Genomic DNA, 16202 nt, shown 5'->3' on the forward strand with positions numbered 1-16202 from the left:
ATCGTTCAATGGATGTTTCGGTGATACTGGGTTTTGTACTGAATCGATGAAACCTTGTCATTTCTGTTCTTGAACAAAAATAAAAGAAAACAAAAACATATGTCGCTATTGAAAGAAGGAATAAAGATGAAAGATACTGGTTCATCAAAGCAAATCACGACCATGACCTTTATCGGAATGACCTGCGCCCTTGTAGCAAGTGTACGAAATATTCCAGATGTAGCAGCAACGAGCTGGACGATGATTTTTTACATGCTGGTTGCAGTATTATTGTACGCTTTTCCAATCTCATTAATCTCTGGTGAATTTGTCGGAATGTTTCCCCAAAAAGGTGGTCCAGAACTTTGGGTATCGAATGCTCTGGGAAAAAAATGGGGATTCGTTGTCTCATGGCTGTTATGGGTCCAAATGTTTCCTGGGATGGTGATGGTCGCTTCAGCACTCGCTCCGTTGTTTGGTAATATTATCGATAATGTGCCGCTTGGTTTGAACAGCAAATTTACATTAGTTGTCATTTTAGTCGTTTATTGGATCATCACTTTTTTGAATTTGAAATTTGATATGGCAAAAATCGGCGGAAAAGTCGGTGTTTGGTTAGGATTGTACGTGCCTTTGACGATGATGCTCTTATTAGGGTTTGCTGCGTGGATCAAAGTTGGGATCGTACCAACCGGAACATTAGGCAGTTTTTCATGGGACAAATTAATACCAGATACTACGACTGCATCCTCATTTGTTTATTTTGCGCCGATCATGTTTATTTTTACTGGTATCGAAATGTCCTCTGTGTATATCACTCGGTTGAAAAATCCAGTTAAAACGTATATTCGCGGAGTATTTGCCGCGTTAATTTTTATATTTTTCGTCAATATTTTGAATGCTTTAGTTGTAGCAAATGTCGTACCAAAAGGACAAATGGAATTGAATAATATCGCGCAATCTATTTCGATTTATTGCCAAATTCTTGGTTTGCCACATCTTATTGTGAATCTGTTTAGTTTACTTGTCTTCATTGGTGTAGCAGTCCAATTATCTGCTTGGGCCTCAGGACCAGCAAAGACAGTGACAGAAAGTGCTAGAAAAGGTGCGTATCCACCAAAATTCAATTTTTGGAAGACGAATCAATTTGACGTATCCAAATCCGTTATTTTGACTCAGTCTGTCATTATCTCAATCTTTGCACTTTTTTATTTGCTGATTCCTGGCGTCAATCAAGCATTTTTGATGCTCGTAAATTCAACTACTGTTATCTACTGTATCGTCTATGTCATCATGGGGATCGCAGTTTTGAGATTGCGTTATACACATGCAAAGTTGAATCGACCATTTAGAATTGGAAAAAAAGAGAAAAAGAGCAATCTTGGAGTTTGGACTGTCGTTATTGTTTTATTTGCGGCAATCGGATTTTCTGTCGGACTGACGATGAAAGCTGGAACATGGATCAATCTAATTGCAGTCACAGCCATCAGTGTCATTTTGTTTGTAGTACCACTCTGTATTGAAAAAATAAAGAAACCTTCTTGGGAACAGGAAGTCGCCATGCTGCTTGAAAAAGAAAAAGGTGAACTTGATGGAAAAACCGGCAATGAAACGGACTCTAACTAATCGAAATATCCAGTTAATCGCATTAGGTGGCGCAATTGGAACAGGATTATTTTTAGGTTCAGCAAAGGCAATTGCATCAGCAGGGCCAGCTGTTATTCTCGTTTATTTGATATGCGGTTTGGCTATTTATGGTTTGATGCGGGCCATGGGTGATTTATTTTTAGCAAATAGTACATTTAACTCTATCAGTGATTTCGTTGACTATTATTTAGGCAAAAAGTGGGCATTTTTTGTCAATTGGACTTATTGGCTTTGCTGGCTTGGAGCTGGACTTGCGGAATTAACAGCAATAGGATTGTATATCCATTTCTGGTTTGTGCATGTACCAGCTTTGATAAGCGGAGGTAGCGCACTAATGATCTTAATGGCAGTCAACCTTGTTGCAGTCAAGTGGTTTGGTGAATTGGAATCTTTTTTCTCAATCATCAAGATCTTGGGGATTTTCCTTTTTATCTTATTGGGTATAGGATTGAGTGTCTCAGATTTTCATACCCAGTCTATCGGAATCAAAGAAAATTTTGGACAGATCGATGAATTACTACCGTTTGGCTTTGCTGGAATGGTAGTCTCATTTCCTATGGTTTTATTCAGTTTTGCTGGAATTGAAATGATCGGCTTAACCGTTGGCGAGACAAGTGATCCGCAAAAGAATTTGAAAAAAGCAATCAACTGTCTGCCTTGGCGTATTCTCTTTTTCTATATAGGAACGATTTTGTCGATTTTATTTGTTGTTCCATGGCATTGTTTAGATTTAAAAGAAAGTCCTTTAGTGACTATGCTGCAAGTGATCCATTGCCAAAGCGGAGCAGCAATTGTCAATCTAATGATTTTGGTTGCTTCTTTGTCCTCAGCAAATAGTGCAGTCTACAGTACTAGCAGGATTTTATATCAAACAGCAAAAGAAAAAAGTTTGCCCCATTGGTTTTGTGCGCTTTCTAAGAAAGGCGTACCTTTACACGGTATTTTAATTACAGGAATGTTATTTTTTGCCGGTCTTTGTCTACATTTTTTTGTAGCTGATAGTCGATTGTTTTTTCAGCTTTTGGCAGGCATGACAACGAGTTGTTTTCTATTTGTGTGGTCTTCGATCTTGTGTGCACATGTTCAATTTATTAAAGAAAAGAAACGGAACACTACACAAAGATATAAAGATCTTGCTTTGTTGGTGTTTTTTACTTCAATTGCTTTCAGCTTGTTATTCGAAAGCACGACACGCTTTATTCCTTTTTTATTGGTTATCTGGTTTGTATTCTTAAATTTTGTATATAAAAGAATAAGCAATAGAAATATCAGTTAGGCCCAGATACATTTTGCAAAACGAATTATTTCAGACCCCCCTGAAATAATCGATACGCCTGAAAAAACTTCCCTGCGTATAATAACAGTATCAATTAAACAGGAGGGGATAGGATGAACTGGTACAGATTGACGGTAGAAGATGTATTGAAAAACTATCAAACATCAACAGAAGGCTTGTCGCAAGAAGAACGACAGAAACGCCTGACTGATCAAGGATATAATGAAATAAAAGCAAGGCAGCAGACAAAACGATGGAAAAAAATAGCAAAGCACTTTACTGATCTGCTGATGATCGTGTTGATCATTGCCTCTTTTTTGAAATTTGCTTCTAGTGAATATATTGAAGGAAGTATTATTTTATTCGTAGTGATCGTCAATGGACTCGTTAGTTACTGGCAAGAAAGAAAAGCGGAAGAATCATTGAATGGTTTGAAGCAGCTGATGGGACAAGAAGCGATAGTACTATCAAACGGGATGCAAGAAAAAATCCCTGCGAAAGAACTGGTAAAAGGAGATGTCATTGTCTTACGTGCCGGAGATGTCGTTCCAGCAGATATCCGATTAATCGAAGCACATGATTTATTAGTGGAAGAATCGATTTTGACGGGAGAATCAGAAGCATCTGAAAAAAGTCATGCCGTTTTGACAGAAGAAGAATCGATCGGCGACCAGAAAAATATGGCTTTTTCAGGAACGCTTGTACAATCTGGTTCTGCAGTCGGTGTCGTTGTAGAAACAGGAAACACGACAGAAATCGGTAAAATCAATCAAGCATTGCAATCGGTCGAACAACAAACGACGCCTCTGATTAAAAAAATCAACCGATTAAACAAACAAATTTTTCAAGGCATTCTTTGTTTGAGCCTATTCTTAGTTATTTTTACGACATTTCGATATGGTATGGATTGGCATATCCTTCTTTCGGCTATGATTGCTTTGGTGGTGTCAATGGTACCCGAAGGATTGCCAGCTGTTTTGACCATGATCCTATCCGTTGGAGTACATGAAATGGCAAAAGAAAAGGCGATCATCAAAGGACTTCCTTCGGTAGAAACATTAGGTTCTATGACAGTGATCTGTTCAGATAAGACAGGAACATTGACAAAAAATGAAATGACAGTTGTGGATGTAGCTGCAAAAGAAGAAGCCTGCGTGTTGTCCATTATGAAAAACTGTCAGGAATTAAAAACAAAAGAAGAACAGAAATCAGAAAATTTAAGTGGCAATCCGACAGAAGTTGCGCTGATTCGACACACAGAAACAGCCAATCTGCCTTTGAAAAAAATAGAAGCAAAGATTCCGTTCAGTTCTGAATACAAATATATGGCAACGATGCATGCGGAGGAAAAAGGAGCGGTGATTTACGTCAAAGGTGCACCAGAAGTATTATTTGCTAAATCAACTCTTTCTTCTGCAGAACAAGAAGCATGGAGTCAGACAGCTGCAGAATTTGCGAGAAAAGGTCAGCGTGTTTTAGGATTTGCTTATAAAAAAGTAGATTCGAAACAGGAACTCACGCATGAGACTTTAACCCAATTAACTTTTGCAGGGATCGCCGGATTGATCGATCCGCCAAAAGAAAGTGCAGTCAAAGCTGTAAAGGAATGTCAACAAGCAGGGATCTCAGTGAAAATGATTACAGGGGATCACAAAGACACAGCAAAAGCGATTGCGGAACAAATTGGCTTAAAACATACTGCCAAAGTTTTAGAAGGGATCGATCTGGATCTTATGTCTGATGAAGAGTTGATTCAGCAAGTGCCAATAGTCGATGTCTTTGCTCGAACGACGCCAGAACACAAACTGCGAATCGTGAAAGCTTTGCAGAAAAATGGAGAAATCGTCGGAATGACCGGAGACGGCGTAAATGATGCACCTGCTTTGAAAAGAGCCGATATAGGAATCGCTATGGGAATCAAAGGTAGTGAAGTAAGCAAACAGGCAGCTGATATGGTTTTAGGAGATGATAATTTCCATACGATCGCAAAAGCCGTAAAAGAAGGTCGACGCATTTTGGATAACTTGCAAAAGACCATCAATTTCTTCTTACCAACTGCGTTAGCTCAAGGATTGATCTTGATTTGGGCGCTGATACTGAATCGGCCGCTACCTTTGTCCCCAGTACAGATTTTATGGGTCAATATGGTAACGACAATTACTTTATCTTATGCATTAGGGTTCGAGTCGCCAGATCCAGAAATCATGAAGCGTCCACCAAGAGATCCAAAGCAAGGAATCCTATCAGGTTATCATTTGTTTCGGATCATCTATGTCGCACTACTGATCATGGTTCCTGCCTATTTATTGGCTATGCAATTTGAAGGGCAAAGCTTACAGCAAACCATTCTTCTGCAAAATATCGTCTTAGCTCAAGCTGTTTACATGATCAATTGCAGAGAGTTGTCCAAGCCGTCATTGAACCAAGGTCTTTTGCAAAACAAATCGCTTTTTCTTTCATTAGGTATCCTTGCTTTACTGCAAGGGATGGTTATTTTTCTACCAGTCGGCCAGCAGCTAATCGGTACAGTAAGTTTAACGATGACACAACAGTTATTGATTGGGGCAAATGTGATTCTTCTATTCTTAGTTGTAGAAATAGAAAAAGGGATCATGAATAAACTGTTTCGTAAAAAAGAAAAAACAGCTAGAGAATTCAGTCGCTAGCCGTTACTATAAAAAAGTTTTGAAAGTGAGTTCAGTCAAACGATTGAGCTCATTTTTCGTTGGAATAGAAGAAATGTATACAATAGGGATATCTAGAGAATCCAGCGGGAAATTGGAAATCAAGATATCTGTTTTTTCGAAAGAAGTAGTGGAAAGATCGGTTAGTTCGATAGGTAAGAAGCAGACACGTTTTCCCAAGTAATCTTTTAATTCCTGCTGCAAGAACGCCTTCCATGAAGGTTCTCCTTGGAAAATAAAATAGACATTGAACAAATTCGGTTTGATAGAAAAAATCGTTTGTTGAATCAGTAAAGACAAGAGTTGAAGAAAGTAATTTGGTTCATTGATTTCCATTTCTTTTTTTAGATCGTTCAGTAAATTCTCTTTCTGCTGATATAAGTGTGCATATTGCTGATCATACGTCTCTAAAAAACGATGGTATTGGCGTTCCAAAGGTTCAATCAGTATCGGCGATTCATGATATTTTAATACGAGGAGAGCCAAGTTATCAGTCAGAGATGTTTTTTTTAGTTGATCAAGAGACAGCTCTGAAGCTAGTTCCTCTACAAACGTTTCGAGGACCTCTAAAAATGGAGAATGATGCAGGCAGCGAGCGGTTTCTTGTCCATAGTTATTGTTGTAATTCCAACTTTCCAAAAAGCAGAAAGAAGCAAAAGAAAGCTCAGTGTCTTTAAGATAAATACCTTCCGTTAAATACAATTTTTTCAATGCAGAGTCATACAGGGAGGCGAGTGTGCTGTTGATATGGATAGAAGAATCTAATCGGCAATTCGCTTTTATACGGATCGTATTGATAAAGAACCAACATGTTCCGAAAATCTCTTCTGTTTCAACAGCTAGTTCAGTTTGACTGAGGTTTCTTAAAAATTGAAAATAATGGGATTCATGGATCGAATAATCCTCGAAAAAATAGTTGTTATGAGTGAAAGGAATCAGCAATCGATGATAGAAAGTACGAATCGCACGCTCTTTTCCAAGAATACAAGCTGTATATTTCGTCAAATCGATCTGCAAGTCGTAACTTGCTAAACGCTGATTGATTTTAGTCACATGTCTTTTCAATGTCCCATAAGAAAGCCCATGGTCGGCTAGAAAATCAGGGACAGCAACTTTTTTTGTAAAAAGCAGACTTTTCAATAGTTCGACACTGACTGATTGTTTGAAAAAAATCTCCCAAAGGTCATTTGTCAATAAATTTTGCTGGTTTTGCAAACTGATTCCTGCTTGATTGCTGATGATGTCCCAGCCTTCGGGCAGCTGAGAGCGAATAGATTGAAGGTCAGAAAAAATCGTTCGTTCGGTTGTCCCTATGATTTCAGCTAATTCATTTACGGTTATCTTTGTATGATTCAGCAATTGTTCTACTAAAGAAACATGACGTCGAATATCTTTTTCGGTAATGATTTTTTTCATTAGTGAATACATAAATCAGACTCCCTTCTATTCTAAGAATACGGAGAAAATAAACGGTGGTCAAGTTTCAACTGATTTTTCAATCAGTGTTTATTTTTATGGAGCATTTACTGATGATAAGAATTTCATCATGAACTTGAAAAATGATACCACTAAAATAAAAAAATAGGTGGGCAAACAATAATCAACATTTTAATAGTAGATGATAGCAAGACCAACACAGGCGGATTGAACATTTAAGAGTTGATAAAAAAGAAAAATATCGAAGTATTTGATTAGCAGCTACTTGTATTCATTTTTCTATTCTTACGTGGTATCTTTGAATAAAGCGAATCAATAAGAAAGAGATGGAAGCAGATGCTAACGAAAAAAGAACTAATCGATCACATCAATGAAACATACAATTTGTCTCCAGAATATATTTTTAAAAAATTTCCTAATTATTGCGTATTCAGACATCAAAAAAGCAAAAAATGGTTTGGGGTCCTGATGTCTGTTCCAGAAGAAAAAATCTATGATGATGCAAGTGACCATAGGATCATCGATATTCTTGATTTGAAGGTCGATCCTGAACTTGGCGGAATTTTGCGAGGAAAAGAGGGGTATTTTCCAGCCTATCACATGAATAAAGAACATTGGATCTCTGTTGATCTACGTAAAATAGAAAAGCTAGATGAACTAGCAGATTTGATTGATGGAAGTTTCCAATCAACGCAATGAATTCTAGGAAAAATAGAGAAGAGATTGTAACAGAAATGTTTAGCTTCAAGAAATAAGAAGGAATTTACGAAAATTGCTTCTCAAATTTTTGGGAAATTTCGGCTTATTTTCTAAGAAATTACTTCTGGAACACCGTTTGTTCGAAAAAAGAGCTGCGACAAGAATTTTGTCCCAGCTCTTTTTTTTATTTTCCTAAATAAAATTCCCGCATCGTTTTTGCAATCATTTTGATCAAAGGATGATCTTCTGTGAAGCTAGAAGATAAATAAATTGTTCGTGTCAAGGGCAAATCTTTGATTTCCCGCAAGACGAAAGGATCATTTTTATCGTAAGACCAAGAAACTTTTGGGAAAAAGCTAACAGCTAATCCTTGCTTGACAATAGAACGTAATGTCGCAGGATCATCTGTCGTCGAACTGATCGTCAATTCGATACTTTTCGCTTCAAGTGCTGCATCCAGTGTATGACGGAAGGCGTTGCTCTTTGACAGCATCAAGATGGGGGTGCGTTGGATATCTTCTAATTGCAGATGTTCTTTTTTCGCAAGAGGATGTTTCTTAGGAATGGCGACATAAACAGGTTCTTTCATGATAGGAATATTGGTCATGCCAGGCTTCATCTCCGAAGTGATGTACAGTACAGGATCGGTAATATCATCTGGTAAATGATGTTGCATGATCGTTAATTGGATATCAGGATGCTTTTCCATAAAAATTCGGACCAAGTTCGGAATAGAAACAGAGGCTACCTCTAAATACAATATGACGGAAGTAACGATCTTCTCATTGACCGAAGACAATAATTTGATTCCTTCTTCTAATGTGTCTAATGTCTTGACTGCATATGGATAAAATTCTTCTGCATAAACGGTCGTCTCAATGTTTCTGCCGCTATGGTAAAACAAAGGGATCCCTAATTCGTTTTCCAAATGTTTGATCGCACGGCTCAAGGCAGGTTGAGAAATAAATAATTCTTTGGCTGCTTGGGTAACATTTTTTGTTTCGAATACTTTTTTAAAATACTGCAGATGAAGCAATTTCATAATTATCCATCCTATCCATACCTTTTTGTTATGGTTTTTTCTTTTTTTGGCATTTTTTATTATAGCAGAAATTGACTAAGATAGCAGTGGAAAAAGTAAGTGCTAAGGAGGCGAGGCTCATGAGTACAGGTTTCTTATTTCCTGGACAAGGCAGTCAGAAGTTAGGGATGTTAGCAGATATCCCTGAAGCGTATATGGAACGTTTAGAAAATGTGACGGGGTATCGGTTAGTTGATAAAGAAGAAAACTATCAAGATACGGTTTTTATCCAGCTAGCATTACTGACAAAAGCAGTATTTTATTTAGATGAAATGGAAAAAAACGGTATTCAGCCTGATATTGCAGCAGGACATTCGATCGGTGCTTTTTGTGCAGCTGTTGCTTGTCGATCTTTGACATTTGAGAATGCAGCGGAACTAGTCTATCACCGGGCAGTCTTGATGAAAGAAGCTTATCCAAGCGGTTATGCAATGGGCGTAGTAGTAGGTGTGACGAGAAGCGAAGCAGAGGAAATGGTAGCCAAAACATTTGATCCTGACCATCCAGTTTATCTGTCAAATGAAAATTGTCCGATGCAACATACGTTATCTGGGAGTATCGAAGGTTTATCCGTTACGTTGGCAGAAGCCAAACGGCACCAAGCGCAAACAGCGAAGCTGCTGAAAGTTCCTGTGCCATCTCACTGTCTCTTGATGAATGATACGGTCAAGAAATTCAAGCCGTATATGCAGTCTGTCCATCTATCTGATGCTAGATGTTTGTATATAAAAAATACGGATGGAAGAGCCACTCAGGACGCAGAAGAGATTCGTAAAGATTTGTTGGAAAATCTAGCTTTCCCTGTGCAGTGGAACCAAATGATGGACTTGGCAAAAGAATTAGGAATGGATCTGACGATTGAATTTCCCCCCGGCAATACTTTGACAAAGCTGATTCATACAAAATTTGGTGTAGATAAAGGGATCCGTACGATCAATCTAGACCAACATGGTATTGATGACGCCACGTTTCTATATCAAAAATGGAGATGACTAATTATGGAAAAACCAAACCGCAACTGGGCTTCTAAACGCGAAAAAAAAGCGCAGCGATTGGAAAAAATCAGCAACTTGCTCAATGGCAAGTATGTAGAAACTGAAAAAATCGTAGAAGTAATGGAAAAACTGATTGCTCCCGGCGACAAAGTTGTATTAGAAGGCGACAATCAAAAACAAGCAAGTTTTCTTTCAGAAAGTCTTGAAAAAGTAGATGCAGAAAAAGTGAATGATCTGCATTTGATCATGTCTAGTATCTCACGACCAGAACATTTGAATATTTTTGAAAAAGGAATCGCAAGCAAGATCGATTTCTCTTATGCTGGTGCACAAAGCTTGCGTGTCGCCCAAATGATTGAAGACGGCACAATGAAATTAGGTGATATCCATACTTATTTGGAACTTTATGGACGCTTATTCATCGATTTGATTCCAAATGTTGTTTTAGTAGCTGCAGATAAAGCAGATAAAGACGGCAACTTGTACACAGGTTTCAATACGGAAGAAACACCAACAATCATCGAAGCTGCAGCTTTCAAAGATGGTATCGTGATCGTTCAAGTCAACGAAGTTGTCGATTCTTTACCACGTGTAGATATCCCTGGTGACTGGGTAGACGTTGTCGTGAAAGCAGATAAACCTTATCAATTAGAAGCTTTATTCACACGAGATCCTCAAAACATCACAGAATTGCAAATTCTAATGGCAATGATGGCAATCAAAGGAATCTACGCAGAACACGGCGTACAATCTTTGAATCACGGTATTGGATTCAATACAGCAGCTATCGAATTGTTACTGCCAACTTATGGCGAATCACTAGGGTTGAAAGGGAAAATCGCGAAGAACTGGGTATTGAACCCACATCCAACGATGATTCCAGCCATCGAATCAGGTTGGGTTGAAAGCATCCATAGTTTTGGTGGCGAAGTTGGTATGGAAAAATATATTGCTGCTCGCCCAGATGTCTTTTTTGTCGGTAAAGACGGCACGATGCGCAGTAACCGAACATTATCACAAGCAGCTGGACAATATGCAATCGATATGTTTATCGGTTCAACCTTGCAATTAGATTACGAAGGAAATTCTTCTACCGTAACAAAAGGACGTTTATCTGGTTTTGGTGGAGCGCCTAACATGGGACATAATCCTGGCGGTCGTCGTCATTCTACACCAGCATGGCAATCACTTCGCGACAATGATGATCCATTAGGTAAAGGACAAAAATTAGTTGTTCAAATGGTTGAAACATATGGTTCAAATAAAAAACCAGTCTTTGTCGAAGAATTAGATGCATTAGCTGTTCAAAAACAGGCAGGCTTAGCCAATGCACCAGTGATGATCTATAGCGAAGATACTACCCATATCGTGACAGAAGAAGGAATTGCTTATTTGTACAAAGCAAAAACAAAAGAAGAACGTCAAGCAGCAATTGCAGCAATTGGCGGTGTTACACCTCTTGGAATGACTAGCACGAAAGAATCACTAGATAGCTTGCGTGAAGCCGGCATCGTGAAATTACCAGAAGATCTAGGTATCAAACGCAGTGAAGCGAAACGTTCATTATTAGCTGCACAAACAATCGATGATTTGATCGAATGGTCAGATGGCCTGTATGAACCACCAATGAAATTCAGAACTTGGTCATAAAATTGGCGAGAAAAACCTTTTGTCGCCATTTACCCAGATGGAAGAAGAAAGACGAATAAGCAGAACGTGTATGCTCTGTTTTACAAAAAGGGGAGAGATCCATGGAACAATTAGCTTATAAATATCCAACGAAACAGCCGATCAATAAGAAAATCCATGTAGGAGTGGTCGGTTCAGGAGATTTGGAAATCTTAATGTTTCCAACAGAAAAAACAGAATCTACTGTAAAAATCTGTACAGGAAGCGATGGCTTCGGCGAAGTATGGAACAATGTATTAACGAGATTTTTTGATCGTTATCCAATTTCAGCAGATATCGTTATCAATGACTTCGGTGCTACACCAGGAGTTGTGTACCTGCGATTGACGCAAGCAATGGAGGAACTTTCAGATGAAAAATAGTTTTGTAGAATTAAATGCCAGAGAACGAGTGAATGCTCTACTTGACAATGGACGTGAATTGATTGGCCCATTCGATCAAATCATCGCGCCAAGTTTACCAGCACAAGGAATCGTCCCTGAAAGTGATGACGGGATCGTTGTCAGCCGTGGAACGATCAATGGCAAACAAGCAGTAGTAATCGCTATGGAAGGAAAATTCCAAGGTGGCGGTATCGGTGAAGTTTCCGGTGCAAAAATCGTTGCTGCACTTGAACATGTGTTAGAAGAAAATAAAAAAGGAAATGAGATCTTTCCAGTAATTGTACTAGATACAGGTGGTGTTCGTTTGCAAGAAGCAAACTACGGACTGTTATCTATTTCAGAAATCGGAAATGTAATCATTGCTCTAAAACAATATGTACCAGTCATCGGTTTGATTCCAGGACGTGTAGGATCATTTGGCGGTATGTCGATTACTTCAGCATTAATGAGTTATTTAATCGCAACAAAAAAAGCGAGAGTCGGTTTGAATGGACCAGAAGTTATTGAACAAGAAGCAGGCGTTCGAGAATTTGATTCTAGTGATAAAGACTTGATTTGGAATACATTAGGATCTCGTCAACGGGTAGAATCAAAAATCATTGATGAATTAGTGACTGATAGTGTAGAAGCAATCAAAGCTGCTGTCATCGCAGCAATGGACGAACGAAAAGACACGCATCGCAGTGAAAGCTCAGCATTTTATTTATCATTACTTGATTCTTTAGATCTTTCAAAACCAATGGCCATTGACGATTACAATGAAGCAATTGCTAACCATCAAGCAAAATCAATTGACTTACCAGAAGTAGCAGAAGGAAATGAACCAGCTGCAGCAAGTGTTGGTTACGATTGGTTTGCGGCACTAACTGGCATGAAAAATCCAACTTCTTCTATTAGTACTGTGTATTATGGTAAATCAAGTAAATTCATAGAAGAAGCCATCGTGACATCAATCGTACCTGATCCTAAAAACCCGATGTACCGTGTACGAAACGGTGAAGTTGGTTTAGTTGAAGGTTTCCGCATGGGACAAATTTTGGATCACGTTTACGAAGAAGATAAAGACAAAAAAGTGAAACGGCCAATCATCGTTGTGATCGATGTACCAAGCCAAGCATACGGCTATAACGAAGAATTGATCGGTATCCATGTGGCTTTGGCTAATAGTGCTGCTGCTTATGCAAAACTCCGTCAAGCTGGACATCCAGTTATTGGATTGATTGCAGGAAATGCTATTTCAGGTGCATTTTTAGCACATGGATTACAATCAAGCCGCTTGATTGCTTTAAACAATAAAGAAATTACCGTCCAAGCGATGTCTAAAGAAAGTGCTGCACGTGTGACAAAACGTTCGGTTGCTGAAATCGAAGCAGCTGCTGAAAAAGTTCCAGCTATCGCTTACGATATCAATAATTATACAAAACTAGGAGCGATCTATCATTTCCTAGAAGATATCACCGACCAAGCTGCTTCAGAACAAAATGTCAGCAAAGTCATCGAAGCAATCAATGAAGCCATTCAAGATGTCCGCAATACAAATGACACGATGCTGACAAATCGATACACAAACGAAACAGCCAAAACATTCGGACGTGTCGAAACAAATAAAGTCCGTGCCAAAATGGACGAAGAATGGGATGCATAAAAAATGATTCAAGCACATGATATTGTCCTTTTTGATAAACATGAAATAGAAGGGTTCACCTTGCCTGAATGGGTCGTTCTAACTGAAAAGATGTTCGGAACAGTTCGTCGTGCGTCGACGGATCACGCAGAAATACTACCGATTGGTTTACGTGGACCTGCCCGCAATCAGAGATGGGCAACAGAAATCTCAAAACATGCCGTCAAACAAGTCATTCATCCGTGGGACATCATCGAACAAGAATCGTATAGACAAGAGAAAATCATGGATTATCCTGTTTATCAGCAATTTCATGCTGCTAGAAACATATTATCAGGATGTAAATGGGGAATCGGCGGCAGCTTAGGATTTGAATTATCGACTGGGATTCCGGCAGTAAAAGAAACCAGTGATTTTGATTTGCTGCTGTACGCAAATTCACCGATTGAATTGCCAATTCAGGTAATTCAATCGCATCCTGCTTTTTTTGAGCAATTCGATACCCAAGTAGTGACTCGGCAAGGCGGTTTTTCACTAAAAGAGTATTTGAGAGAGCCAGAGAAAAAAATTCTATTGAAAACAGTCGAAGGACCTAAATTAACCAAAGAACTTTGGTAATAAAGAAAAAGAGAGAGAAAGAGATGTTTGAAAACAAAAAAATCAAAATCAACGTAAGTGACTTCCAGAAAGTATCAGCTGTAACGGCTGTTATGATGCAAACGATATTGAGCTTTGCTTTGGCAAACAGCCACAGCGCAACAAATACAGCTTTTCTTGGTACCTTTTACGTCATCGTTAAATACACAGCACCAATGTTTATTTTTGCAATTGTTTATAATATGGTAAAAACAAGTCAGCATTTGTCTTATTGGGAATTTTTGAAAGAAAAGTTTTTTGAACTAGTCGTTCCGTATCTTCTATGGACGACGGCTTATCTTTGGCTATTTCCAGCAGTCCAACAACAAACTCCGTATACGGATACTGCAAGCTTTTTACTGAAATATGTCACAGGTGATGGAGCGCCTCATTTATGGTATACCGTTATGATGCTGCAGATCCAATTGTTCATGCCGTTTTTTGTTTGGCTCGGTTACAAAGTATTTGCTAATAAAAAATATGTATGGCCAGTATTGATTGGTTCAACGATTTTATATGTCGCATGGTATCTGTTCTATCAAACACAAGTATTGACTGGGCCTTATCATGATAGCTGGTACTTATTAGATCGGTTTGTTGCTAGTTTCATGATTTATGGGATTTATGGGGTAGCCGCATTTGTTTATCACGAAAAAGTCTATCAATATTTGGACAGAGTACGTTATCTTTTCTTACCTGTTGCCTTAGTTATTGCGTTCTTTTCTGTCCGTTCATTGCTCGCACATCCAGGAGACTTGAGCTTTGCGAATGCACCTTACTTGAATACGATCCAAAGTTTATACAGTTTAGTCATCATCTTTGCTGTCTTCATAGGCGCTTCCAAAATGATTGTAAACGATTCGCCAAAATTGCCATTGTTCAAATGGTTGTCTGTTTATGCTTATCGTACGTATTTAGCCAATGTATTTGTTTTCCAAGTACTGTTATTATTGTTTAAAGATAGTTGGCTGCAGTTACCTTCAGGAGTCATGATTCTTGTAGCTTATCTAATGACGGCAAGTTGTGCATTTGCTTTAAGCTGGTTACTTCATATCATTTGGGTAGCTATCAAAAAAGGTTTCAGCAAGTAATAGTAGGAAGAAGGAGTGAGTGTCATGATAAATGACGAACGAAAAAAAGCAGTGACTCAGCAACTCGCTGCGTTGGTAGAGGAAGCATTGATCGCAGAAGTAACATTAAGTCCAAAACCTGGATTAGTGGATGCACTGGATGCGGGTGCACATTCCGATATGGACTATGCTTTATTTCTTAAGTCTGCTAAGACGCTAACTCCTTTTTTTGAAGAAATGGCTCAAATAGCATGGCATCATGTTATTGATCAGGAGTTAAGAGAAAAGATTGCTGAGATTGGGCGAAAAGCGGAAAAGGCAATGCTGATTGCTACAAATGGCATCAATACCCATAAAGGAGCGATTTGGGCAATGGGGCTATTGATCAGTGTCATTGCACAAAAAATCAGTATGGAACAGCCTTTTTCTTTATCGAAAATACTTGATGATGTCAGCAAGCTTGCTGCTTTTCCTGATACAAAATATCGTCATAAAAAAACCACTCATGGTCATACGGTGAAGCAAAAATATGGCGTAAATGGTGCATATGAAGAAGCGATATTAGGGTATCCGCATATCAGGCTTGCAATCCAAGCAGCTAAGGAGCTAGATAATGATTCATATGTACAGAAACAAATGCATATGTTGTTAGTTTTGATGAGTTCGCTAGATGACACATGCGTATTGCATCGCAGTGATCAGAAAACGTTAGTGGAAATGCAAAAACTTGCTCATGCTGCTAGTCAAAGTGCTTTACCAAATCGTCCATTTACAGCACTGTTGCACTTTTGTCAGGAAAACCAAATCTCTCCTGGAGGAAGCGCAGATCTCTTGTCTGCCAGCTTGTTCATGCTGAAGATAGAGGAATTATGGACTGCCGACACATACATCTGTCCGATATTACTCAATGACTAAATAAGACAAAATTGCTAAAAAAACAGTTTATGCATCTGGTTATTGACTCTTCCTTTTAGCAAGGCTATCATAAAAATAGTTTTTTGT

The 16202-nt window shown here is 38.6% G+C and carries 14 protein-coding genes; 12 read left to right on the forward strand and 2 right to left on the reverse strand.

Features of this window, described 5'->3' with window-relative positions; translation table 11 throughout:
* Positions 1-126 precede the first annotated feature (126 nt).
* From IGL31_RS01415 to IGL31_RS01425, 3 genes are all read left to right on the forward strand, one after another.
* Positions 127-1605, forward strand: coding sequence for an amino acid permease (locus IGL31_RS01415; protein ID WP_086299908.1), 1479 nt, complete (start codon positions 127-129; stop codon positions 1603-1605).
* Positions 1571-2902, forward strand: a complete 1332-nt coding sequence (locus IGL31_RS01420) for an amino acid permease (protein WP_002325254.1) — start codon at positions 1571-1573, stop codon at positions 2900-2902. The genes IGL31_RS01415 and IGL31_RS01420 overlap by 35 nt, the downstream gene beginning before the upstream one ends.
* A 113-nt stretch (positions 2903-3015) precedes the next feature.
* Positions 3016-5568 (forward strand): HAD-IC family P-type ATPase, encoded by a 2553-nt coding sequence (locus IGL31_RS01425; protein WP_086299907.1) that lies wholly within the window; start codon positions 3016-3018, stop codon positions 5566-5568.
* A 6-nt stretch (positions 5569-5574) separates the two neighbouring features.
* Here IGL31_RS01425 and IGL31_RS01430 read toward each other — a convergent pair whose 3' ends face one another.
* Positions 5575-7014: a helix-turn-helix domain-containing protein gene (locus IGL31_RS01430; protein ID WP_086299906.1), complete on the reverse strand. Its 1440-nt coding sequence runs from the start codon at positions 7012-7014 to the stop codon at positions 5575-5577.
* Between IGL31_RS01430 and IGL31_RS01435 the strand changes: the two genes are divergently transcribed.
* Positions 6989-7171 carry a hypothetical protein gene (locus IGL31_RS01435; protein ID WP_002349831.1) on the forward strand — a complete coding sequence of 61 codons (183 nt, stop codon included), beginning with the start codon at positions 6989-6991 and terminating at the stop codon, positions 7169-7171. The genes IGL31_RS01430 and IGL31_RS01435 overlap by 26 nt on opposite strands.
* Before the next feature lie 188 nt (positions 7172-7359).
* Positions 7360-7722: an MmcQ/YjbR family DNA-binding protein gene (locus IGL31_RS01440; RefSeq protein ID WP_002349830.1), complete on the forward strand. Its 363-nt coding sequence runs from the start codon at positions 7360-7362 to the stop codon at positions 7720-7722.
* 184 nt (positions 7723-7906) lie between these two features.
* Here IGL31_RS01440 and IGL31_RS01445 read toward each other — a convergent pair whose 3' ends face one another.
* The gene (locus tag IGL31_RS01445) at positions 7907-8764 is read right to left on the reverse strand and encodes a LysR family transcriptional regulator (RefSeq protein WP_086299905.1); all 858 of its coding nucleotides are present in this window, start codon (positions 8762-8764) and stop codon (positions 7907-7909) included.
* A gap of 119 nt (positions 8765-8883) precedes the next feature.
* Between IGL31_RS01445 and IGL31_RS01450 the strand changes: the two genes are divergently transcribed.
* The 7 genes from IGL31_RS01450 to mdcB all read left to right on the forward strand — a co-directional run bounded on the left by IGL31_RS01450 (position 8884) and on the right by mdcB (position 16115).
* Positions 8884-9795, forward strand: a complete 912-nt coding sequence (locus tag IGL31_RS01450; RefSeq protein ID WP_061573528.1) for an ACP S-malonyltransferase — start codon at positions 8884-8886, stop codon at positions 9793-9795.
* 6 nt (positions 9796-9801) lie between these two features.
* Positions 9802-11448, forward strand: coding sequence for a malonate decarboxylase subunit alpha (gene mdcA, locus IGL31_RS01455; RefSeq protein ID WP_002325258.1), 1647 nt, complete (start codon positions 9802-9804; stop codon positions 11446-11448).
* A 101-nt stretch (positions 11449-11549) separates the two neighbouring features.
* Positions 11550-11849 carry a malonate decarboxylase subunit delta gene (locus tag IGL31_RS01460; protein ID WP_002287548.1) on the forward strand — a complete coding sequence of 100 codons (300 nt, stop codon included), beginning with the start codon at positions 11550-11552 and terminating at the stop codon, positions 11847-11849.
* Positions 11839-13515, forward strand: a complete 1677-nt coding sequence (mdcD, locus tag IGL31_RS01465; protein ID WP_010728047.1) for a biotin-independent malonate decarboxylase subunit beta — start codon at positions 11839-11841, stop codon at positions 13513-13515. Before IGL31_RS01460 ends, mdcD begins: the two co-directional genes overlap by 11 nt.
* Before the next feature lie 3 nt (positions 13516-13518).
* Positions 13519-14112 carry a malonate decarboxylase holo-ACP synthase gene (locus tag IGL31_RS01470; RefSeq protein WP_002327514.1) on the forward strand — a complete coding sequence of 198 codons (594 nt, stop codon included), beginning with the start codon at positions 13519-13521 and terminating at the stop codon, positions 14110-14112.
* Positions 14113-14135: 23 nt separating this feature from the next.
* Complete coding sequence (locus IGL31_RS01475; protein WP_002325260.1) at positions 14136-15221, forward strand: acyltransferase family protein; 1086 nt, start codon at positions 14136-14138, stop codon at positions 15219-15221.
* A 24-nt stretch (positions 15222-15245) separates the two neighbouring features.
* On the forward strand, positions 15246-16115 hold the full coding sequence (gene mdcB / locus IGL31_RS01480) for a triphosphoribosyl-dephospho-CoA synthase MdcB (protein ID WP_081156512.1): 870 nt from the start codon (positions 15246-15248) through the stop codon (positions 16113-16115).
* Positions 16116-16202 lie beyond the last annotated feature (87 nt).

Origin of the sequence: Enterococcus sp. MSG3290 (assembly GCF_050555565.1) — a bacterium.
Taxonomy (GTDB): domain Bacteria; phylum Bacillota; class Bacilli; order Lactobacillales; family Enterococcaceae; genus Enterococcus_B; species Enterococcus_B faecium.